The organism is uncultured Selenomonas sp. (assembly GCF_963528755.1).
GTDB lineage: Bacteria > Bacillota > Negativicutes > Selenomonadales > Selenomonadaceae > Selenomonas.
Genome location: NZ_CAURXA010000001.1, coordinates 300,302 through 322,935, shown reverse-complemented (window position 1 = coordinate 322,935; position 22,634 = coordinate 300,302). Strand labels below are relative to the sequence as shown.

The following is a 22,634-nucleotide window of genomic DNA, read 5'->3' as shown; positions in this document are numbered from 1 at the left end:
GACGAATATACTTTAAGGAGGACGCTTTTGCCATCATGAAGAAAATCAAGCGGCTCTTGCGCTTTTCCCTCTTTCTCCTCACCGTTTTCTGTCTCGCCTTCCTCGTCACGGGCAGTGCGGCAATCTTTCGTCCCGCGTTCTTCGACTCCATGCCGAAGATGCAGGAAGCTCGCCGCCTCATCTTTCTGCGCGATGCGGTCGCTGAGCGCGTGCACCAACGCGAGCACTATGTGACGATCGACGAAATGCCCGACTCGCTCCTCGACGCCGTCGTCGCCGTCGAAGACAGCCGCTTCTACTCGCATCACGGCTTCGATCCCGAAGCGATCGCACGCGCGACGCTCGTCAATCTGCAATATGGACGCATCGAGGAAGGCGCGAGCACGATCACACAGCAGCTCGCCAAAAACCTCTTTCTGTCTGACGAGCAGTCCCTCGACCGCAAGTTGGAAGAAGCGCTGCTTTCGCTCGATCTTGAGATGCACTACTCCAAGGATGAGATTCTGGAGCTGTATCTCAACACGATCTACTTCGGCTCAGGCTTTTACGGTATACACGAAGCTTCTGTCGGCTACTTCGGCAGAGAGCCGCACGAACTCGACCTGCCCGAGACGTCAATGCTCGCAGGAATCCCCAACGCGCCTTCCGTCTATTCGCCCTACGTTGACTTCATGCTTGCAAAGAAGCGGCAGATCGTCGTGCTCGACGCCATGGTACGGACGGGCTGCATCACGGAATCCGTCGCAGAATCCGCCAAGATCAAGCCGCTCTACTTCGCACACTGACCGACAGGAGGCTTCTCACACTTCCTCGTCTTGACGAAAAAGAGCATCGCGGCGCACTGAAGAAGCCATGCGCCGCCAAGCATCATCAAGCCCATGCGGTTATCCAAAAGAAAGTAACCGCTGATGCTCATGACTCCCGTCACGAGCGCCATGGTTTTGAGCTTCGCCTGCCGCGTCATGCCATTGCCGTCGTTGAACGGGACGACGTATTTCTGATACAATTTTGTGGCGGCAAACCACCGATGGAGACGCTCCGAACTCTTGGCAAAGCAGAATGCCGCCAGAAGATAGAACGGCACCGTCGGCAACAGCGGCAAAACGATGCCCGCCGTGCCCAAGGCAAGGGAGGTCATGCCAACACCGAGCCAAAGATAGCGCATCAAGCGATTCGCTGAAATCATCCGATCTTCCTTTCTGTCCGTATTGTCCGTGCAGATTTTCAGCTGCACCCTGCCGCATAAAGAAGGGGCTGCCGCACAAGTCCGATCGACTTATGCGCAGCCCCCCTTCCTTTTATTTCTTTGCCTGTTCGTTGGCGGAGCGCTCGAAGTTCTTGTAGAACTGCTCCGACAGAGCCTTGTACGTTTCCGTATTCGCCTTCTGGCTTCTGTTCGCTACAATCTGATAGGTGTAGAGAAGCTCGTTCGTGCCCGAGCGATAGACATCGAAGAAAAAGACGATGCGACTGTTGTTCGCGACTGTCAAGACGACATAAGCATCGGCATCGGCGGCCACGTTTTCCTTGTAGACCTTTGCGGCCTGGCGACGGTCAAGCGACTTGATGTCAACGCCTGTATTCTTCTGAATGTCGGCGGCAACCATATCATAGGAAAGCACATAGCTGCGCGCCACATTGCTTGCCTCATACATCGAAGCGAGCAGTTCATCTTTCGTCGGAGCGTCCTTCGTCGGCGTGTAGAGCGGCGCTGCGAGAGCAAGACGCTTGACGCTGACAATGTCGGCGCCCTCCGGGATCGTGACCTTGTCGGCATTGGCGAAAGCGACCTGCATGCCGAACACGGTCAGGCAGATGAAAAGCATGACTTGGACAATCTTCTTCATTGAATCTTCCTCCTTGACTCTTTCTCAATCGGCATGAAGTCACTGCAAAAGGCCGTGACTCTTCAGCGCCTTTTTCAACGGCTCCAGATGATCAGGCTCCAGCTCGGAAAGCGGCATGCGCAAGTGCCCCGTCTCGTAGCCCATGAGGCGCATCGCCGTCTTGACAGGAATCGGATTAACCTCGGAGAAAAGCGCCTCGATCAGATCCATGTAGTCAATCTGAATCTTCGCTGCTTCCTCAACCTTTCCCTCGAAGTACAGACGACACATATCGTGAGTCGCCTTCGGCGCGACGTTGGAAAGAACGGAAATGACGCCCTTGCCGCCGATGGAGAGGATCGGCACGATCTCATCGTCGTTACCCGAATAGACGTTGAGCGAATCGCCGCAAGCCTTACGGATGCGCGCCACTGCCGCGAGGTTGCCGCTCGCTTCCTTCGTCGCGTTGATGCGCGGATGCTCGGCGAGACGGGCATACGTCGCGGGCAGAATGTTGACGCCCGTGCGCGACGGCACATTGTAGACGATGCTCGGGATATTGACATTGTCGGCAATCTTCGAGAAATGCTTGACAAGGCCTCCCTGCGTACACTTGTTATAGTACGGCGTCACGAGCAACAGCCCGTTCGCCCCCGCCTTCTCCGCATACTGCGAAAGTTGGATCGCGTAGTTCGTATCGTTCGATCCTGTGCCCGCGATGACGGGGATGCGTCCGCCGACTGTCTCAACGACAAACTTGATGGCTTCCTTGTGCTCGGCATCGCTCATGGCTGCCGCCTCGCCCGTCGTTCCTGTGACGACGATGGCGTCCGTGCCGCCCGCGATCTGATCTTCGATGATGCGGCCGAACTCCTCGAAGTTCACGCCATCTTCCGTAAAGGGAGTGATGATGGCGACGCCCGCACCAGTAAAGATTGGTTCTTTCATTCCGAAGTCCCCCTTGATATTATCTCATTTGGAGAGAAACGCCGACGTGTGCAGCGTTTCTCTTCATTATGGCATGACAAGGGAAGAAAGTCAATCAGCCGCACTGCCCAGAGCGTGCAGAAGCCCGCCGAAAAGGCCTGCATTTTCCTTCAGTTTTTCTTCATTGCCGAAGACGCACAGGACGTTTTCCTGCATGCAGGCGTCGACGACATCCGCCAGAGCGCGAATGTCCGCCTGCCGCGTCGCAAGAATCTCATCGCGCGACTTCTGACGATCGGCTTCCGTCACATGGCGCAGGAAGCCATCCTGCGCGGCAAGTCCCTTGAGCTGCGGCGTCAGCGGCGCGTCGACCGTACTGATCGTGCCGATGATGAACTTCACCATCTCGCGGTCGGACACGTCAAACCCGCGCAGATAATCCGCCGTCTTATCAAATATTTCGAGCGTTTCCCTGAGGTTCGGATCGCGGTACGAGCCGAAGAACAGGAAGCCGACGCGGCTGAACTGCGTAAATGCGCCATAGGCACCGCCCTGCACGCGGATTTTCGTCCAGAAGTAGTCGTAGCGCAGGATCGTCTCCAGAACGCTCATGCTGCCCGTGTAGGAAAAGCCGAGGTGCAGGAAGTTCGCCGCCTTGCCCACATACTGCACGCGACTCGACGACAGAATCCCCTCGTTCTTCGCACGCACATCAAAGTGATAGACCTGCGGCTCTGACTTCACCTGCGGCAGACGGCGGCAGAACTTTGCGGCCTCCTCGGCGAACGTGGCATATTCGGCTTCGGCGAGCGTCACGCCGATGGTCAAATTGCCCTTTGTGAACACAAGCGGCAGGAGGCTTGCGAGTATCTGAGAAAGCTCCTCGAAGCGTTCCTCGAAGTGATCGGTGAGGTCGGCGATGAAGCTATAGAAGGACAGCATCGCCTGCTCGTTGTAAGCGCCCGCCGGCGACAGATAAGACGCGATGCGTGCCGCCATACTGCGCTGCGAGGCGCTCATGACGCGAGCCTCCATGACGGCGCGGCACTGTCCGCAAAGCTCCTCGATGCGCTTCTTGTCCGTGAACTTGCTCTCGGTCAGAACCTCCGCGAGAAGCGAGAACAGCTCGGGTAGTTTGCGCACGAAGGCGCGTGCACGCACGCGGAACATCGGCATGCAGGAATCCGGCTCGCCGTTTCGGACGGCGGCGGAATTTTCGTACGATATGCCGCCCGTATGGAGGTTCGAGAGATTCGACAGCTCGGCGTACGTATGGCTCTCTGTGTCAACCGCATCAAGAAGCTCGGTCAGCAAAAAAAGATACGGGATGTGTTCCTGCGGCACGCCCTGCGCATCGAAATAGAGGTTGACGTAGGCGATCTTGTTCGTGAAAATGTCGCTGTGGAGCACCTTGCAGCCCTCGATCTCACGCTCGGTGAGCGGCAGTTTCTCCACTTCCCTGCGAATATCGGAGAGTTCAAGAAGAGGGATCGTCGCCAGGGCCTCCGCTGTCTCGGAGCTTTCCTGCCGTTCCTTCAGGCGTTTGTTCATCTCGATGATGCGCTCAATCTCCTCGTGCGTGAGCGCCTGCTTCTTCTTTTCCAGCGCTTCGGAAAGCGCCGCCTCGCGCTCAGAGGAAAGCGTCTTGCTAGGCTTGAGTACGACGAGAGAACGATGCGCATTCTTCACGAGGTACTTTTCCAAGACCTCTTCAAAGTAGCGCCCTTTGAGTCCTTCGCGCATCTTCCGAAAAAGCTCCTCATAATAGAGGTAGAGCGCAGGGTCAGCATCATAGAGCCAGCTGTTCATGATCTTGATATTGTAGACAAGCCCCTTGGGAAACGTGCCGAAGTCCGCCTCACGCGCCTTGAATTCGAGGCGGTTGATCGACGCTTCGAGCAGCGTCTTGTCGATGCCGTTCTCGATGAGGCCGCGCATCGCCTCTTCCGTCAGGCGGCAAAACTCCTCGGCGCGCTCCGCCTCCGAACTCGTGACGATGATGCTCAGGTAAGGCTGGCGCAGCGCATCCTCGAAGGAAGCGCTGACGTCCTTGCCGATCTTCGCGTCCATCAGCGCTTTTTTGAGGGGCGCGGCTTCCGTCTGCAGGAGAGCATGCTGCAGAATTTCGAGAGCGAGCATCGCTTCGGCATTGTCCGCCTCTCCCACGAGCCAATTCAGCGCCAAGAAGGTTTTCTCCGACACCTTCTCCCCCTCGCTAATGGAGTAAAAGTCCTCCTTGCGAGCCATATCACGGAAGGACTGCTGCAAAGCAATCTCGGAATGCGGCTCAATTCGGTCGAACGCGGCGAGATATTCGCGGTCGAGATAGGCGAGTTTTTCCTCAATGTCCATCGCGCCGTAGAGGTAGATATAGCTGTTCGACGGATGGTAGTAGCGGCTGTGAAAGGCGCAGAAATCCTCATACGTCAGCGTCGGAATCGCATCGGGATCGCCGCCCGACTCGAAGCCGTACGTCGTATCGGGATAAAGGGAGAGCATGATCTTGTTCTCAAGCACGTCATCGGGCGAGGACAGAGCGCCCTTCATCTCGTTGTAGACGACGCCGCTGTAGCGAAGCGGCTCTTCGGCATTGTCGATCTCGTAGTGCCAACCCTCCTGCTGGAAGATTTCAGGCGTCTCCTTCATCGAAGGATAAAAGACCGCGTCGAGATAGACATCCATGAGGTTCTGGAAGTCCTTGTCATTGCGGCTCGCCACAGGGTACATCGTCTTATCGGGAAAGGTCATGGCGTTGAGGAAGGTGTTCAAAGAGCCTTTGACAAGCTCGACGAACGGCTCCTTGAGCGGGTACTTCCTGGAGCCGCAGAGCACCGAATGCTCGACGATGTGCGCCACGCCCGTATCATCCGCCGGCGTCGTACGGAAGCTGATGGAAAAGACTTTGTTGTCGTCGTCGTTTTCCAAAAAGAAAAGGCGGGCGCCGCTCTTTTCATGCACGAACGCATAGGCCTTCGCATCGATCTCCGGCACCGTCTGCTGCTTGAGCAGACGGAAACCGTGGAGAATCTCATTTTCCTTGAGGTTCAACTTCATAGAGGTTCATTTCATCCTTTCCAATGCACGGTGCGCGATGTCCTTGCGGCAGAAGGCGTCCTTGAAATGTACGCACCCGACGCCGCGATATGCCTTCTCAACCGCCGCGCGGATGTCCGCTGCCTCAGCGACGACGTTCAGCACGCGGCCGCCCGCCGTGACGATCTTGCCGTCCTTCTCTGCCGTTCCCGCATGAAAGACGAGGCATCCTTCCGCCTCAGCATCGGCGAGACCCGTGATTTCCGCGCCCTTCTCGTAGGTCTTCGGATAGCCGCCCGCCGCGAGGACGACGGTCACCGCCGCGCCCGTGCTCCACGGAATCTCGACATCGGCGAGATTGCCGTCGACGCACGACAGCATGATTTCGACGAGGTCGCCTTTGAGGAGCGGCAGCACAACCTCCGTCTCAGGATCGCCGAAGCGGCAATTGAACTCGACGACCTTCGCGCCTTCCTCTGTGACCATGAGTCCTGCATAGAGGCAGCCTTTGTAGAGCCGCCCTTCCTGCTCCATCGCGCGGATCGTCGGCTCCAGAATCGTCCGCTGCACCTCGGCGACGAGAGCGGGAGGCGCGACGGGAGCGGGCGCATAAGCGCCCATGCCGCCGGTGTTCGGCCCTTTGTCGCCGTCGTAGGCGCGCTTATGATCCTGCGACGGAATCATCGCGCGAATCGTCTTGCCGTCGGTGAACGCGAGGATGGAAACCTCCTCGCCCGCCATGAATTCCTCAATGACGACGCGGCTGCCCGCTGCGCCGAATGCTTCGCCCTCCATGATCTCGTCGACGGCGGCAAGCGCTTCCTCCTCGGTCATGGCGACGACGACGCCCTTGCCCGCCGCGAGTCCGTCCGCCTTGATGACGATGGGCGCACCCTCGGCTTTGACGTAGGCGCGTGCGGCGGCGGCATCGGAAAACACTTCGTATTTCGCCGTCGGGATGCCGTACTTCTTCATGAGGTCTTTGGAAAATGCCTTCGAACCCTCAATCTCCGCCGCGAGCTTCGCGGGACCGAATGCCTTGATTCCCTCCGCCGCCAGTGCGTCGACGAGGCCGCCCGCAAGCGGCGCCTCAGGGCCGACGACGACGAGATCGATGTCGTTCTCCTTGGCAAAAGTGACGACTGCCGTATTGTCCGTCGGAAAGATCTGCGGCACGCATTCGGCGATTGCCGCCATGCCCGGATTGCCCGGAATCGCATAAAGTTTTTCCGTCTGAGGACTATCCTTGAGCTTCCAGGCAAGTGCATGCTCGCGCCCGCCGCTGCCGATGACCAAAATCTTCATCTCGTTGCTCCTATTTCTCAATCTGCTCCGAAAGATATGCGGCGATGTGTTCGTCGTAGACCGACGTGTGACGGAACGCCTCACGAGCGAGTTCCATGCGTTTCATGCCGCGCACACAGCCGTCCTTTTGAATCATCTCCGCGACCTCGTCGTAGTGCGAGGGGTTCGTCACGACGGCAACGAACTTGAAGTTCTTCGCGGCAGCGCGGATCATCGCAGGGCCGCCGATGTCGATGTTCTCGATCGCCTCGGCGAGCGTCACGTTTGGTTTCGCCACAGTCGCATCGAACGGATAGAGGTTGACGACGACGAGATCGATCGGTGTGATCTTGTGCTCCTTCATCTGCTGTACATGCTTGGGATCGTCGCGCACGGCGAGAATGCCGCCGTGGATGTAGGGATTGAGCGTCTTGACCCTGCCGTCCATGATCTCAGGGAAACCCGTGACATCACTGACGTAGAGCACGGGGATGCCCGCATCGCGGATTGCCTTCATCGTGCCGCCCGTCGAGACGATCTCAACACCGGCATCATGCAGCTTGCGTGCGAACTCGACGACGCCCGTCTTGTCCGATACACTGATGAGAGCACGCTTGATTTTCATGGTCAACCTCCACCTTTCATCTACAACAAACAAATAGCTTATTCCAAAATCGTCACATGGCGGCCTTCCACCTTGAGCCGCCCATCCACATAGAGCGCGATGGCGCGCGGATAGAGGATATGTTCCTGCTCCAACACCCGCGCGGCGAGCGTATCTTCCGTATCGTCATCCATGACAGGCACAGCCGCCTGCAGGATGATCGGCCCTGAGTCCATACCCTCGTCGACAAAGTGAATCGTGCAGCCCGAGACCTTGACGCCGTAGGCGAGCACGTCGCGATGGGCATGCGCCCCGCCAAACGACGGCAGGAGCGACGGATGGATGTTCAAGATGCGCCCGCAGAACTTGCGCACGAAGTACGGACTCAAGATGCGCATGAAACCTGCGAGCACAACGAGCGTCACGCCTGCCTCTTCAAGCGCCGCAACGAGCTTTTCCTCGAACTCCTCGCGCGTCGCACACGCTTTGCGATCGACGCAATGATGTGCTATACCCGCCTGTGCCGCGCGTTCCAAGGCCTTCGCCTCGGGCTTGTCCGTCAAGACGACGGCGATCTCAGCGCGAATCTCACCCTGCTTCTGCGCCTTGATGATGGATTCGAGGTTCGTGCCGCGCCCCGAGCACAGGATGCCGAGAACTTCCTTACGCATCGAGAACCCCGCCTTTGATCGTCACATCGTGCGCACCCTTCTTGACGCAGCCGATCTCGTAGACCTCCTCGCCCGCCGCCTCAAGATGTGCGCGAATCTTCGCAGCCTCCTCAGGCGCGGCGATGATGACCATGCCGACGCCCATGTTGAACGTGCGGTACATCTCATGTCCATCGACATTGCCCCACTCCTGCAGCAGGCGAAAGATCGGCGGCGTCTGCCATGCGGAAGCATCGACCTCCGCCGCAAGATGCTCGGGCAGGGCGCGCGGGATATTTTCGTAGAAACCGCCACCCGTGATGTGCACCATGCCATGAATGTCGAACTTTTCGATGAGCGGCAGACACACGCGCGGATAGAGCCGCGTCGGTGTCAGAAGCTCCTCGCCAAGCGTCTTTTGAAGCTCAGGGAAGGTTTCAGCCCCCGTGAAGCCCTTATGCTCGAAGCAGATCTTGCGCACGAGCGAGAAGCCGTTCGAGTGAACGCCCGAGGACGGCAGCGCGAGCAACACGTCGCCCTCCTGGACGCGCTCGCTCGTGATGATCTTCGACTTCTCGACGACGCCGACGGCAAAGCCTGCGATGTCGTACTCGCCATCCGCATAGAAGCCCGCCATCTCCGCCGTCTCGCCGCCGATGAGCGCACATCCCGACTCCTTGCAGGCGGCGGCAACGCCCTTGACGACAGCAGCCACCTGCTCGGGAACGAGCTTGCCGACGGCGAGGTAGTCGAGAAAAAAAAGCGGCTCTGCACCCTGCACAAGGATATCGTTGACGCACATGGCGACGGCGTCCTGCCCCACGGTATCGTGCTTGCCGAGCATGAAGGCAAGTCGCAGCTTCGTGCCCACGCCGTCCGTGCCCGAAACGAGCACCGGCTCCTTGTACTTCGCTGCCTGCAGCGCAAAGAGGCCGCCGAAGCCGCCGAGGTCGCCGAGCACTTCGGGGCGGTACGTCGCACGCACGCTGTCCTTAATGAGTTTGACGGATTCATTGCCCGCGTCGATATCGACGCCCGCATCGCGATAGGTAAGTTTCTTTTCCATTCTGCCTCCTCCAACACAATCGAAAACGAAAAAATGTAAAGAAATACACAAACCCACCGCCATCCAACAGAATGGCGGCGGGCTGCGGGCTATTATCTCTCCTCGCCTGTCAGGCGGCGCAGAATCTCCTTGTAGGCGTCCTCCACGTTGCCGAGGTCACGGCGAAATCTGTCCTTATCGAGCTTCTCGTTCGTATCGCTGTCCCAGAAGCGGCAGTTGTCCGGCGAGATCTCGTCGGCAAGAATGATCGTACCGTTCTTGTCCCTGCCGAATTCCAGCTTGAAATCGACGAGCGTGATCTTTTTCGTCTTCAAATAATCGCGCATGATCTCGTTGACCTTCAAGGCCTGGCGCTCAATCTCACGGATCTCCTCATCCGTCGCCATCGCCATCGCCTTGACATGGTAGTGGTTGATCATCGGGTCGCCGAGCTCGTCGCTCTTGTAGTAAAGTTCCACAATGGGAATCGCCATCTTCGTGCCTTCTTCAAGGCCGAGGCGCTCGGCAAGGCTGCCTGCCGCAATATTGCGCACGACGACCTCAAGCGGAATGATCTCAAGCTTCTTGACGATCATCTCACGGTCGCTCGGCATGCTGATCAAGTGATGGTCGATGCCGTTCTTCTTCAGGAGGTCAAAGAAAAAAGCTGTAATCTTGTTGTTCATGACGCCCTTGTCGACGATCGTGCCCTTCTTCGCGCCATTGCCTGCCGTCGCATCGTCCTTGTAATAGACGAGCAGTTCGTCGGGATTCTCCGTCTCATACATGATCTTTGCTTTGCCTTCGTACAGAACCTTCTTGCTCATGATTTCCTGTCCTCCGTTAAACTTCTACTGATTGACCTGGGACGCTACACGCGCCGCCTTCTTCGCTACGCCTTCCCTGAGCTTCTCGCGATACCCTTCGAGCTGCTTTGCGACGGCAGCGTCTCTCGCACCGAAGATCTCAAGGGCAAATACCGCCGCATTCTTCGCGCCGTTGACCGCCATCGTCGCGACGGGGATGCCCGACGGCATCTGCACTGTGCTCAAGAGCGCGTCGAGGCCGTTCAAAGGCGTCGCGTTGATCGGTACGCCGATGACGGGAAGCGTCGTGTAGCTCGCGATGACGCCCGCCAAGTGCGCTGCCGCGCCCGCCGCTGCAATGATGACGCCTACGCCGTTTTCACGCGCGTTTTCAGCATATTCATGCACCTTCGCGGGCGTGCGGTGCGCCGATGCCACGATGACGTCGACCTCGATGCCGAACTCCTTGAGAAACTCCACCGCCGGCTTCATGATCGGCCAATCTGAGTCACTGCCCATAAAAAGAGCTGCTTTCATGAAAGATCCATCTCCTTTTCTCTTTAGTGTATGATAGCAGATGAAAGGAAACGCTGTCAACCGCTTCGCCCGTCGAGCGTGCTTTCGAGCGCTTTCTTAAGCCTGCTTTCCAGCGCAACGAGTTCGGCTTCCGCCGCGCGTCTTTTCGCCCTGCCTTCCTGCTGGATTTTCAGCGTTTCCTCGATCGTCGTCACGAGGTCGTCGTTCACCTTGCGCACCGTCTCGATGTCCACGATGCTGCGCTCGTTCTCCTTCGCCGTCTCGATCGTGCCGATCTTGAGCATTTCCGCATTCTTCTTCAAAAGGTCGTTCGTCATCTCATTGACCGAATGCTGCATCTCAAGAACCTTCTTCTGGTTCGCGAGACCGAGCGCTATGACCATCTGATTCTTCCACAGCGGAATCGAGTTGTAGATCGCACTCTGCACACGATCGATGAGAACCTTGTCGTTGTTCTGTATGAGGCGGATCTGCGGCGCCGTCTGGATGGAAATCGTCTTGCTGATCTTGAGGTCGTGCACCTTCTTTTCGAAGCGCTCGACGGAACTCTCAAAATCACTGACGACCTGCGCCGCCATCGGATCGCTCGAAGCGGCGGCCTGCGCACGCAGCTTGGGCAGCGTGACTTCACGCATCTCCTGCATCTTCTCCTCGCCCGCGCGAATGTAAAGCTCCAACGTCTTAAAATACTCAAGATTCTTCGCAAAGAGAGTATCAAGCATCGTGACGTCCTTCATCATGAGCATGCGCGCCTTCTGCAGTGACGTCTTGACCTTCTCAACCTGCACGGACACCTTCTCGTAGCCCTGCATCATCGTCTCCGCCTTGCCGACGAGGGAGCTGACAAGCGGCAATTTCTTCAGAAATCCGCCGCCCGATGACTTCGGCTCGAAGCTCTTGACATTCGTCAGAAGCTCGCCCAAAAGCTCGCCGACATAGCCGCTGTCCTTCGCACGCACGTTGCAAAGAATGCTATCCGAAAAGTCGGCAATGTTCTTCTGCGCCGCCGTGCCGAAGTCGATGATCGCCGCCGAGTCCGTGAGGTCGAGGCCCTCCTTGATCTTCTCCACCTCAGCACGCTCCGCAGGCGTCAGTTCCTCGACCTCCTGCGCGATGCGCTCAAGCTCCTTTTCGGGCGCAATTTCCAGCGCCTTTTCCTGCGGTTGCTGCACACGTTTGCTCAAGAGATCGTCCAGATTGATTTCCGCCATTTCTCCCTCTCCTTTATCTGCTCTGCCTAATCCTCATCACAGTAATCGAAATAAAAATCATCGACGGGCATGAAGAGCCAACGCACGCCCTCGATGAAGCCGACGAAGATCGGCAGTCCTGTCCAGAGGAACAAGATGTAGCCAACGCCCTGAAAATTCTTGCCCAGAAAAAACTTGTGCGCACCGAAACCACCGAGGAATATGCCGAGCAGCGACGCCTTGATCTTGCGGCGTACGACTTGCCAGTAAAGCTCCTGCGGTATGACGCTCGTGCCTCGCGCGAGACTAGAGACCTTCTGCAGGAAGACCGGCGTCGCGTTCGACGCCTTCCTCGGATGCTGCGCGCCTCGTCTCACGAAGGGCTGCTCCGTCGCTTCAGACACGGTGCATGCTGCCCCCATCGCCTGCCCCTTCATCGAGTGCTGCAGCACCTCGATCTCAGCGTTGAGATCCATGAGCTGATAGTTGATAACACGCCTAAACTCTTCCTCATACGTCATGCGCAGGGAAGAAAGCATCTCCTTGACACGCCGCTTCGCCTGCACCACCTCTTCGGAGGCGAGCTGCGTTTCCTCAAGCTCGACATACTGGCGCAGCATGACGGCCGCCTTCTCCTGATAGATTTCGATGAAATCCTCCGCTGCCGCGATGCGTTCAGGATTGCGCTCCAGATAGCGCAGCATATTGCCCGCGACATGCTGCAGGGCGACAAGTTCCTGTGACATCTCACGATCTTTTACCTTTTGCCGCAAATCCTGCAGAACATCGTAGTCGCCCACCGCCTTGGCAAAACTCGCTTCCAGAAGCTCCGCTCGCACATCAGGCAGCTTCTGCAGCTGCGCCCTCTTGAGCTTCAGCCTCTGCTTTCCGCCGCGCAGTCCTCTCACCTGAAAAAGTGTAAAGCCGCCGAGAAAAACCATCATGCCGGCCTTCCACCATTCCTCCTCATAACCGAGCCAAGCGCCACCACCCAAGGCAGTGATTGCGAAAATCAGCCACAGATAGCGCATACGCTCGCCCCCTCCTATGAATACGACTGCCGATCGCGCAAAAGAACTATCTATGTGCTCCATTATATCATTGAAGCAAAATCATAGCTATAGAAATTGCGAATAAAATCAGCCACTCATCTTCACACATCCGCTCTATTTCTTCGACATTAATAATACATTAATTTTATAGATCAATTACAAATAAAATAATTCCAGCAACTTTTGGACTGCTGGAATTATTCATCTTAATATCCCGAAATCGAGGCCTCAGACCCTACGCATTGCGTTCCAATACAAACACTTCTCCGCCCTTTTCTATGCGCCCCGTCATCCTTCCTCCCATGGAAAGATGATCTCGCATCATTTCAAGCATCGCCTGTGGTTCTTCATAGTTGCAAAGCGGCTCACCAAGAATAATATAATCATAGGTACGCCCACGCAGAGTCTCGGCAAAATCGCGCTGCGATCGACAGAAAACTTCCTCATCGCAAACCGTCTGGAGATCCTGCCAATATTTTGCATCTTGAACAAGAGCGGAAAGCTTCACAGGCTCAAACCCAACGCCCCGAAGCCCATTCTTAAAATGAAGCAAATCGGCACCGCAGCGTATATCGATCCCCAAAATGCGATGTTCCTTGCGTACAGGAACAAAGCTCAGGCACTTATCTCGAAGTTCCGCATCCAAGCGCGTATCATCCCAAGGATCGATTCCAAAATATTTACGTCGGAAAATCTCACGTCCCGTCTGTATATCCAACTGATAATCCTCGCCTGTCATCGTGCTTCCTTCTGCATGATAAACAAACGTATCACGACAAATCATCAAGCGATAGCCCAGACGGCGATAAGTAAAGGAAAGATCGTCATCAGAAAAATTATAATAAAAAGCATGATCCAGCTCGTACAGCTTCCGCAAAGATGAACGAAGCAGCGACGTCGTAGGAATAACGCGCAGGCACTCCTCCCACTTTTTAGGATTACTAATATTATGGGCAGCCGCTACTTCCTGCATTTCTTCATAATTGGAAAATGGCAACGTGATCTGCTGATGATTGCTCGTATAGTTTGCAACAGGAACAACCATCCCAATGCGCGGATCCGATTCCATGCAAGTAACGAGATTTTTAAGCCAATCTTTTGTGACAATAACATCCCCTGGAACGAATGAAACGTATCTCCCGCGAATAAATTCACCACCCGCCGAATTTTTCGCCGCAATGTATCCAGCTAATGCTCCGCGATTTTCTCTCACATGAAAAATACGCTTCTTCTCATACGGAATACTACGAAAAAACTCTAACGTCCCATCCGTCGACCCGTTATCGATAAGAATCAACTCATAATCAACATTCTGTGTATATTGAAGAAGCGCATGAATCGCCATCTTCGTCTGATCTTCCAAATGATTATACGCCTGAAAACATACGGTCACCAATGGCGGATTTTTTCCCACACAAAAATTTGCTACAATTTCACGTCGGATAAAAGCATTCCTCTTGCGGATCTCAGAGCTTTCCCCTTCCGGCTGAACTTCAATGACTTCTCCATAATTAAAGCTCATATCTTCCTCCATACCCACCAAAATCTATTCTTTTTAGCGTGAAAATCCAAGAGCCAAATCCGAAGGGCGCACTCCACTTCAAGGATGTAAACTCTCCGTGTACATTATAGCGTACACTATTGTGGTGTTCAATCTTTTCATGATGCGAATCATGTCCTTGCACCTATATCAGCGAAACGTCTCTATTCGCAGCGTCTTTCCGTCCGTCCTGCATACGACCGCACCATCCTCGTCGGTGCGATAGATTTTTATGCCGTCCTTCTGTAGACGCTCGATGACCTCTGGGGCAGGATGACCGAAGTTGTTGTCCCTGCCGACGCTGATGACGGCGAAGCGCGGCTGTGCGGCGGCGAGGAACTCCTCCGTCGTCGAGGTTTTCGAGCCGTGGTGTGCGACCTTCAAGACGGTGCATTGAGGATTCTTCCCCTCCGCGAGCATGGCCTTCTCCTGCTCCGCTACGAGATCGCCCGTGAAGAGGAATGATGCCGCACCATAGTTCACGCGGATGACGTTCGAATACTCGTTTCCCGTAGCGCCCTCCGCTGCACCGCCCTCCACCTGCGGCGCGTAGAGGATGTCGACCGTCACGCCGTCGAGATCGATATGCTCGCCCGCCTCTGCAGGAGCTAGATGCTGCATCTCAGGCGCATCGAGGGAACAGCCGAGCACGCGTGCATACTCGCTGCGCGGCTCGTGCGCCGTCAAGACCATGCCGACGGGAATATGGCGCAGGATGCCGCCCACACCGCCCGCATGATCCTCGTGCACATGCGTGAGGATCATGTAGTCGAGCCTTCGCACGCCGTAATGCGAAAGGTACGGCACATCGACGCGCGAGCCGATGTCATAACCGCCGTCGCGCGTGCCACCCGTATCGATCATCAAGGCTCTGCCGTGCGGCGTCACGACGAGAGCCGCATCGCCCTGCCCCACGGCGATGAAATGCACCACCATCTCCTGCGGGCGCGAAAACTGCCATAAGGCGACGGCGGCAGCAGCGAGCAGAACTGCGGCAAAGAGCGCCTTGCGACGCTCGCTGCACCATGCCAAAATAATCTTTCGCCGCTCCTCAGGCTGCACAAATACAGCAAGCATGGCGAAGTAGACGAGCGCAAGCGGCACAGAAAGCGTTGGCAGATACACCTCGCCGCCGGGCATAACTGCTAAAAGCCGAGTACTTTCATAAACAACCCCTAAGAGCAGACTGTCCGCAAGAAAGACGGCCTTCGCCAAGAACGGCAGTACGAAGGATGCAAGCCCCGCGAAAAGCCCCGCGACGATGACGAGTTCCACGACGGGCACGACGATGATGTTGGCGACGAGCGAAGAAAGCGACAAACGATGGAAGTACCATGCGAGGAGCGGCAAGGTCGCGAGCTGCGCCCCGAGCGTGACGGCGAGGCTCAGAGCCGCAAAGCGCGGCAGAAAGCGCAAGGTCGAAAGCCGCTCGCAAAAAGGCGGCGCGAGGTAGAGAAGCCCCGCTGTCGCCGCGAACGACAGCTGGAAGCTGACGTCAAACGCCATGAGCGGCTCGAAGAAGAGCAGCGCCATGCCGACAAGAGCCAAGAGCCGTCGCGCGTCGCTCTCACGCTCCAAGGCGAGCGCGAAGAACGCGAGCAATCCCATCGCACCCGCACGCACAGCCGGCGGCACGCAGCCCGCAAGCACGCAGTACAGCACGACGACGACGGTGACGAAAACAGCCGTCACGACGGGACGCAGGCGAAGGAGTGCGCCGAGCCATGCCATGACCGCCGCCAACAGCGTGATATGCGAGCCGGACACCGAAAGGATGTGCACGATGCCCGTCGCCGTGAACGCCTCGACAAGCTCGGGCTTTATGCCCTCGTAACCGCCGAAGAGCATGGCGAAGATCGCCGCCGCATCTTCCTTGGGCATCACGCTCTCCATCGAAGCGCGGTATGCCGAGCGCACCCGCTCGCTCCAACGCAGTACGGGATGCACCTCTCCCGCTTCCCATGCCACGCCCGGCTTCTTTGCCGATAGACGCGCGCGCACGCCCTTGACCGCCGCCGCACGCTCCACATCAATGCGCCCAGGATTGCCGTAGCCGTAGATGCCCTTGACCTTCCCAAAAGCCGTGATTTCCGCGCCAATCTCGGGCAAGTTTCCGACATTTTCGCGCATCTCCGAGACATAGATTGCTCCCGACGCCGCCTGCTCCTCGCCGCGCTGGCGCACGCGCTTCGCCTCCACCGTATAGCGCACGAACGTCCCCTGCGCCGTCCGCCGCACATGCGGCGCCTCGACGAGCACGCCCTTGACCGCCGCCTCACGGCCAATTAAATGCGAAACATCATCGGCAGGCAGAGCCTCGCCCCAAGCGAAGCGCCACGCGCCGAAAAAAAGAAAGAGCAGCAAGAACGCCAGCCACGTCCTGCTGCTCTCGCGCACGAGCAGAAAAAGCGACAAAAAGAAGAACCCCGCCATGCCAAGGGCAAGAGTGCCAAGCGAGACATGCAGCAAATCCTCGCCGTAAATGCCGAGCAAAAGCGCAAGGAAAAGCCCATTGAGAAAAACAAGCTGCTGCTGTCCATACCGCATGGCAAACCCTGCCCCTCAACTTCCTTATACGCATCACATTCCTCGAAGAAGCGCCATCGCTCCCCTCACAATGCAATCTTGTCCTTCATCTTCGCATACTTCGCATCGCCGATACCCTTGACACGTTTGATTTCCTCAGGGGCTTGGAACGCGCCGTTCTCCGTGCGGTACTCGACGATACGCTTCGCCATGGCAGGGCCAACACCCGGCAGCTTGTCAAGCTCCTTCTCGTCCGCCGTGTTGATGTTCACCATGCCTTCGGGCAGGGGCTTCGCCGTCCCTGCCTGCGCTCCTGCCGCCGCGCCTTGCACCGCCGTGCCTTGCGGAGATTTCTCGGGCACGGTAATCTGCACACCGTCCTTGAGCTTCTGCGCGAGGTTCACGCCGTTCGTGTCCGCCGTCGGCAAAAAGCCGCCGCAGGCGTCGACAGCGTCCTTCGCGCGTGCGCCCTCAGCGAGCTGCACGACGCCCGGATGATTGACCGCGCCCGCAACATAAACAACGATCTCTTTCGCCTGTGCTTCTTGCACGGGCGCCGTGCCCGCGTCCAGCTCGACAACTTCCTCCTGCCCATGAATCCCTGCATAGAACGCGCCACCCGCCGCAAGGGCAACGACAGCCAAAAGAACAAGCATCGACTTCTTGAACATCGGCATGGTTTCAGCCTCCTAAGCAGAACTGCACCTCTAGCAAGACGATTTCGCATTCATTCTTCCATATATGGAATATTCTATGAATTTCATATTTCTCCTGCTATTTCAACAAATATAGGATTATGATTCCCAATGTTTGACAGCATCCAACCACCATGCTAGAATAAGAACCGTCAAATGTACAATGCGGACGTGGCGGAACTGGCAGACGCGCTGGACTTAGGATTCAGTGCCGCAAGGCATGGAGGTTCGAACCCTCTCGTCCGCACCAACGATGATGAACAAAAGCCCGGAAAATCCGGGCTTTTTCTATTGATACGACGCACTTGAAGTCTGCCGCCCTCAAGCAAATGCGAAATTCCCCTCGCGGAACACAGGGACGCGCGTGCCGTCCGCCTCGATTCCGTCGATGGCGAGATCTCTTGAGCCTACCATAAAGTCCTCGTGCACGAGCGAATCGTTGACGTCGCGCTGCAAAAGCTCAACGCTGGTCATCGCCTCGCCGCCTTTGATGCACGTCGGGTACGCCTTGCCAAAGGCGAGGTGGCACGCGGCATTTTCGTCGAAAAGCGTGTTGAAGAAGAGTACGCCGCTCTTCGAGATCGGCGAATCGTAAGGCACGAGCGCGACTTCACCGAGATAGCTCGCACCTTCGTCGGTCGAGAAAAGCTCCTTGAGGATTTCTGCACCGCGCTCCGCCTTGTAGTCGACGACCTTGCCCTCTTTGAAGGTCAGCGAAAATCCCTCGACGAGATTGCCGTTGACGTTCAGGGGGCGCGTCGCTTTGACCGTGCCGTTTACGCCGTCACGCTTGGGAAGCGTATAGATTTCCTCCGTCGGCATATTGGCAACGAAGGTCACGCCTGCCTGCGTCTTTTCCGCGCCGCCCATCCAGATATGACCCTCGGGCAATTCGATGGAGAGGTTCGTGCCGAGAGCGTTCTTGTACTCCAAGCGCGAGAAAGCATGGTCGTTCATGAACTTCGCCGCACACGCCAAAAATTCGATGTGCTTCTGCCAGCGCACAGCCGCATCCTCGCCGGGCGCAAGGCGCACGGCAGCGAAGATCGCCTGCCAGAGATTTTCAACGGCAGCGTCAGGCGCATCCTCGGGAAAGACCTTGCTCGCCCAGCTTTCCGTCGGAATTGAGACGACGCACCAAGAGTTCTTGTTGCTCATCAGTCGCTGGCGGTATTCGAGGAGCGCCGCGCCCGCCGCCTGCTGCGCGAGCGTCAGGCGCTCTGGCTCGACGCCGCTGAAGATCTCTGGGTCGGAAGCATGAATCGTGACGAAGGCTGCCCCCTCTGCCGCACTGTCCTCGTAGAGACGGCGGCGCCACTCGGGAAACTCCGAAAAAACGCTCTTCTTCGCCTTGTCGTAGCGCAGACGCGCGAGCCGTTCGTCGTTCCACGCGACCGTCACATCGTGCGCACCCGCATCGTACGCCGCGCCCGCGACGCGGCGCGCGAAGTCGGCGCACGCGAGCGGCGCGTTGATGACGAGCGGTTGATCCGCCTGCAGATTGACGCCCATGCGCACGATCAGCCGCGCATATTCTTCGAGAAGTTCCTCTCGGCTCTTTTCGTCCATACCTTCCATGCCTTGCTTCCTTTCCAAAAACCCTAGACTATCCATTGCCCCTGCGCGATACAGGGTCTTTCTGTCGGTACCAACGTCAGCGATAGCGCAGACGGTACGTCTTTCCTTCGGGCAGGGCGACGCTGCCGTCGCCCGACGCGCCGACCGCCTTCAGTGCCTCTTTGTACTCCATAGGCACGGAAAGCGCCTCCGTCTTGAAAATCGCCGTGCCATCACCGTCCAAGTCGAGCGTGAAGCCCGAGCGCATCCTCTGACCGCTGCGCTCAAGGTAGTCGAAGTCGCCCTCGCCGTCGTCGTCGATCTCGCCGCGAATCTTCAGCGTCATGCCGATGAAAGCGATGTCCGAGAGCCTCGTCGTCGCACTCTCAGGCATCAGGGAGATATTGCCCTCCTTGACTTCGAGCGAATTGCGTGCCGCCACGGCCGAGAGAATCTGCACCTCTACATGACCATCGTCGCTTCTAAGACTCCTCGACGTGCGCATGAGTTCGCTCCAGCGCGGCACCGTGACCTTGTAGGAGTCGATGACGGCGACGTAGCCCGCCCTGTCGTCTTCCGCCACCTTGCCATAGAGACGCACATAGTCGCCGCGCGACGGGCGCGGCTCGGCGGCGCTGACGCCCTTGCCCTCGACGAGAAGGCGCGGCCCGCCTTCGTGCATCTCCGCCTGCATCACCGCGCCGTCGATATCAACGACACGCGCGACGAACTGCACTTCCTTGCCCTTGAACTTCGCAGGATTCTCCGAGAACTTCGCGCCTTCAACGAACTCGGGATGGTGCGGCGGCTCGCGGTAGACGGCGCTCCTTCCGCCGCAGCCGGCAGAGAGCGCGAGCAGGAAGAACAGCGCAACGAGGAAGGCGAAGCGCATCCTACGCCCTTTCCCTGGCCTCAAAGTTCCAACGCTCCTATCAAATCCCGCGCATACTCAATGCCCTGGCGTTCCAAATACGCATCGAGTCCTTCGGCGGCTTCGACGACGGCACGCGGATTCGCAAAATTCTCCGCGCCGATCTCGACGGCGCTCGCACCGACTAGAAGGAACGCTGCCACATCCTCACCCGTCTGTATGCCACCCATGCCGATGACGGGAATCGAAACCGCCTGCGCCGCCTGATAGACCATGCGCAGGGCGATAGGCTTTACGGCAGGGCCCGAAAGGCCGCCCGTGATGTTGCCGAGGAGCGGCTGGCGCTTTTCGACATCGATCGCCATGCCCGTCAACGTGTTGATGAGCGATACGGCGTCCGCGCCTGCTTCCTCGACGGCGCGCGCCATCTGCGGGATGTCAGTGACGTTCGGCGAAAGTTTTACGATCACGGGCTTCTTCGTATGCTTTTTGACCTCCTGCGTCACACGTGCCGCCTGCCTGGGGTCAGTGCCGAAGACGATCCCGCCTTCCTTGACGTTCGGGCACGAGATATTGACCTCGATGCCATCGACGCCATCGACGTCGAGCATTTGCGCCATCTCGCCGTATTCCTCCGCCGTGCCCGCGCTGATGTTGACGATGAACGAGGTCGGCAGTTTTGCCGCCTCGGGCAGGATGTCACGGCAGAACGCCTCGATGCCGGGATTCTCCAAACCGATGGAATTGAGCATGCCAGCGGGCGTCTCGGCGATGCGCACGCCACCGTTTCCCGCACGCGGCTTCGGCGTGATGCCCTTCGAAACGACGGCACCGACGTCCGCGAGGTCGAGGAAATCTTCATACTCCATGCCGAAGCCAAACGTGCCCGACGCGCCCATGATCGGCGTCGCCATGCGGATGCCCGCGATCTCGACGGCAAGCCTCTCCCTATTCATTCAAAAACCTCCTCCGCCGCAAAGACCGGCCCTTCCGTGCAAACTTTGCGCCTCCTACCTGTCGCCTTCCCCTCGAAGGTGCAGCCCAGACAGACGCCGAAGCCGCACGCCATGCGCTTTTCCAACGATACCTCGCAGGAAAGCCCCGCGCTCCGCGCCAGACGCGCGATGCCATCCATCATCGGGTCAGGGCCGCAGACTTTAACGGAATGCACTTCATTCTCGCAGAGGACGAGCGGCATCAAGTGAAGCGGATAGCCATGGAAGCCGCTTGAGCCATCGTCTGTCGCGATGTAGACCGCCTTCGCATGCGGCGTGAAGAAGCGCGTCCAGAACGTCTCCGCCTCCGTGCGGGCGGCGATGATGACGACGGGCTTTTCACGCAGGCGACGTGCGAGCAAAAGGAGCGGCGCTAGCCCCAAGCCGCCTCCGACGAGAAGCGCAGGCTCGTCCGTGAGCGTAAAGCCCGTGCCCAGTGCGCCCTCGACGCTCAGAGTTTCGCCCGGCCGCAGCGTGGAAAGCTCCGTCGTCCCCTCGCCCAAGATGCGGTAAAAGAGCGTGATCGTCCCCTTCTCGTCGTCGATATCCGCCACGCCGAACGGACGGCGCAGAAGATGCGCGCTCTTCGTCTTCTTCACCATGACGAACTGCCCCGGCTCTGCTCCCGCCGCAATCTTCGGCGAGAGAAGTTCCATCTGCCAGATGTCGGGCAATATGGCGCGGTTCAAAACGACAACGGCATCCTCCAAAGTTTTTTTCAAGGAATCGTCCTCCTGTCCTGATTCTTATATCTTTCTGTATTATAACACACTATTGGATGAAATCCCCTTCTTCGCAATAAAAATACCTCACCTACAGATCAATATATACACTTTTGCAACCATAAGCTCATACAACAGAAAAGCGGTTTTACTCCATACGAAATATGGAGCAAAACCGCATAAATCAGCGTGATTCTACGACATTGGCTTATTTTCTTGTCCGCTTAGCAGTGAGCAATCCAATTTGGGCGAGGATTCTCTCACTCCGTATCAAAAAGCAGCGTCACAGGCCCATCATTGACCGATGTGACCTGCATATCTGCGCCGAAACTGCCGTGCTCGACGCGAAAGCCCCGAGCGCGGCAATGCGCCATGAAACTCTCGTAGAGCGGCTCGGCAATCGCGGGCTTCGCGGCCTTGGAAAATCCCGGGCGGCGGCTCGAAAGGTCAGCGTAGAGCGTGAACTGCGAGACGACGAGGAGCGCGCCGCCGACATCTTCGAGCGCGAGATTCATCTTGCCTGCCGCGTCGGAAAAGACGCGCGTACGGCAAATTTTCTCTGCGAGGCGCTTCGCCTCTTCTTCCCCATCTGCCGGCCCCACGCCCAGAAGGACGAGAAAGCCCTGTCCGATCTCACCCGTCACCGCGCCGTCAATGGAGACGGCAGCCTCCTTCACCCTCGTCACGACTGCCCGCATAAACTCATTCCTTCCTACAGCAAAACCGCGCCAACAGAAAAACACCCGCAAAGCCAACAGTCTAAGCGGCGTCCGC

The 22,634-nt window shown here is 57.6% G+C and carries 21 protein-coding genes and 1 tRNA gene; 2 read left to right on the top strand and 20 right to left on the bottom strand.

What is annotated here, in order from left to right:
• Positions 1-35 precede the first annotated feature (35 nt).
• Positions 36-785: a transglycosylase domain-containing protein gene (locus tag RWS31_RS01580; RefSeq protein WP_314595548.1), complete on the top strand. Its 750-nt coding sequence runs from the start codon at positions 36-38 to the stop codon at positions 783-785.
• On the opposite strand, the gene RWS31_RS01575 is transcribed toward RWS31_RS01580, so the two are convergent.
• The 15 genes from RWS31_RS01575 to RWS31_RS01505 form a co-directional block, all read right to left on the bottom strand.
• The gene (locus RWS31_RS01575; RefSeq protein ID WP_314595546.1) at positions 770-1,186 is read right to left on the bottom strand and encodes a YbaN family protein; all 417 of its coding nucleotides are present in this window, start codon (positions 1,184-1,186) and stop codon (positions 770-772) included. The two genes, RWS31_RS01580 and RWS31_RS01575, sit on opposite strands and share 16 nt — an antisense overlap.
• 112 nt (positions 1,187-1,298) lie before the next feature.
• Positions 1,299-1,847 carry a coenzyme F(420) biosynthesis enzyme gene (locus tag RWS31_RS01570; protein ID WP_314595544.1) on the bottom strand — a complete coding sequence of 183 codons (549 nt, stop codon included), beginning with the start codon at positions 1,845-1,847 and terminating at the stop codon, positions 1,299-1,301.
• Between the two features lie 39 nt (positions 1,848-1,886).
• A complete protein-coding gene (gene dapA / locus RWS31_RS01565; protein WP_314595542.1) occupies positions 1,887-2,774 on the bottom strand; it encodes a 4-hydroxy-tetrahydrodipicolinate synthase in 888 nt (295 codons plus the stop codon).
• 90 nt (positions 2,775-2,864) lie between these two features.
• Entirely contained in the window at positions 2,865-5,807 is a 2,943-nt protein-coding gene (locus RWS31_RS01560; protein WP_314595540.1) for an insulinase family protein, read from the bottom strand.
• A 6-nt stretch (positions 5,808-5,813) separates the two neighbouring features.
• A complete protein-coding gene (purD, locus tag RWS31_RS01555; protein WP_314595539.1) occupies positions 5,814-7,091 on the bottom strand; it encodes a phosphoribosylamine--glycine ligase in 1,278 nt (425 codons plus the stop codon).
• Positions 7,092-7,101: 10 nt separating this feature from the next.
• Positions 7,102-7,695 carry an IMP cyclohydrolase gene (locus RWS31_RS01550; RefSeq protein ID WP_009646364.1) on the bottom strand — a complete coding sequence of 198 codons (594 nt, stop codon included), beginning with the start codon at positions 7,693-7,695 and terminating at the stop codon, positions 7,102-7,104.
• Between the two features lie 38 nt (positions 7,696-7,733).
• Positions 7,734-8,345: a phosphoribosylglycinamide formyltransferase gene (gene purN / locus RWS31_RS01545; RefSeq protein ID WP_009646488.1), complete on the bottom strand. Its 612-nt coding sequence runs from the start codon at positions 8,343-8,345 to the stop codon at positions 7,734-7,736.
• The gene (gene purM, locus RWS31_RS01540; protein WP_314595537.1) at positions 8,338-9,390 is read right to left on the bottom strand and encodes a phosphoribosylformylglycinamidine cyclo-ligase; all 1,053 of its coding nucleotides are present in this window, start codon (positions 9,388-9,390) and stop codon (positions 8,338-8,340) included. Before purM ends, purN begins: the two co-directional genes overlap by 8 nt.
• A gap of 92 nt (positions 9,391-9,482) precedes the next feature.
• Positions 9,483-10,196 (bottom strand): phosphoribosylaminoimidazolesuccinocarboxamide synthase, encoded by a 714-nt coding sequence (gene purC, locus RWS31_RS01535; protein ID WP_314595536.1) that lies wholly within the window; start codon positions 10,194-10,196, stop codon positions 9,483-9,485.
• 24 nt (positions 10,197-10,220) lie between these two features.
• Positions 10,221-10,712, bottom strand: coding sequence for a 5-(carboxyamino)imidazole ribonucleotide mutase (gene purE, locus RWS31_RS01530; protein ID WP_314595535.1), 492 nt, complete (start codon positions 10,710-10,712; stop codon positions 10,221-10,223).
• Positions 10,713-10,768: 56 nt separating this feature from the next.
• Positions 10,769-11,923, bottom strand: coding sequence for a toxic anion resistance protein (locus RWS31_RS01525; RefSeq protein WP_314595533.1), 1,155 nt, complete (start codon positions 11,921-11,923; stop codon positions 10,769-10,771).
• A gap of 26 nt (positions 11,924-11,949) precedes the next feature.
• On the bottom strand, positions 11,950-12,933 hold the full coding sequence (locus RWS31_RS01520) for a 5-bromo-4-chloroindolyl phosphate hydrolysis family protein (RefSeq protein ID WP_314595532.1): 984 nt from the start codon (positions 12,931-12,933) through the stop codon (positions 11,950-11,952).
• A gap of 256 nt (positions 12,934-13,189) precedes the next feature.
• A complete protein-coding gene (locus tag RWS31_RS01515; protein ID WP_314595530.1) occupies positions 13,190-14,476 on the bottom strand; it encodes a glycosyltransferase in 1,287 nt (428 codons plus the stop codon).
• A 168-nt stretch (positions 14,477-14,644) separates the two neighbouring features.
• The gene (locus RWS31_RS01510) at positions 14,645-17,041 is read right to left on the bottom strand and encodes a DNA internalization-related competence protein ComEC/Rec2 (protein WP_314595528.1); all 2,397 of its coding nucleotides are present in this window, start codon (positions 17,039-17,041) and stop codon (positions 14,645-14,647) included.
• A gap of 65 nt (positions 17,042-17,106) precedes the next feature.
• Positions 17,107-17,697 carry a ComEA family DNA-binding protein gene (locus tag RWS31_RS01505; RefSeq protein WP_314595526.1) on the bottom strand — a complete coding sequence of 197 codons (591 nt, stop codon included), beginning with the start codon at positions 17,695-17,697 and terminating at the stop codon, positions 17,107-17,109.
• 183 nt (positions 17,698-17,880) lie between these two features.
• Between RWS31_RS01505 and RWS31_RS01500 the strand changes: the two genes are divergently transcribed.
• Positions 17,881-17,965, top strand: a tRNA-Leu gene (locus tag RWS31_RS01500).
• 71 nt (positions 17,966-18,036) lie between these two features.
• On the opposite strand, the gene RWS31_RS01495 is transcribed toward RWS31_RS01500, so the two are convergent.
• The 5 genes from RWS31_RS01495 to dtd form a co-directional block, all read right to left on the bottom strand.
• Positions 18,037-19,293 (bottom strand): aminopeptidase, encoded by a 1,257-nt coding sequence (locus RWS31_RS01495; protein ID WP_314595524.1) that lies wholly within the window; start codon positions 19,291-19,293, stop codon positions 18,037-18,039.
• A 76-nt stretch (positions 19,294-19,369) separates the two neighbouring features.
• Positions 19,370-20,188 (bottom strand): hypothetical protein, encoded by an 819-nt coding sequence (locus tag RWS31_RS01490; protein WP_314595521.1) that lies wholly within the window; start codon positions 20,186-20,188, stop codon positions 19,370-19,372.
• Positions 20,185-21,099 (bottom strand): dihydroorotate dehydrogenase, encoded by a 915-nt coding sequence (locus tag RWS31_RS01485; RefSeq protein WP_314595520.1) that lies wholly within the window; start codon positions 21,097-21,099, stop codon positions 20,185-20,187. The genes RWS31_RS01490 and RWS31_RS01485 overlap by 4 nt, the downstream gene beginning before the upstream one ends.
• Positions 21,096-21,860, bottom strand: a complete 765-nt coding sequence (locus RWS31_RS01480; protein ID WP_314595518.1) for a dihydroorotate dehydrogenase electron transfer subunit — start codon at positions 21,858-21,860, stop codon at positions 21,096-21,098. The genes RWS31_RS01485 and RWS31_RS01480 overlap by 4 nt, the downstream gene beginning before the upstream one ends.
• Before the next feature lie 260 nt (positions 21,861-22,120).
• A complete protein-coding gene (dtd, locus tag RWS31_RS01475; RefSeq protein WP_314595516.1) occupies positions 22,121-22,558 on the bottom strand; it encodes a D-aminoacyl-tRNA deacylase in 438 nt (145 codons plus the stop codon).
• Positions 22,559-22,634: the final 76 nt, after the last annotated feature.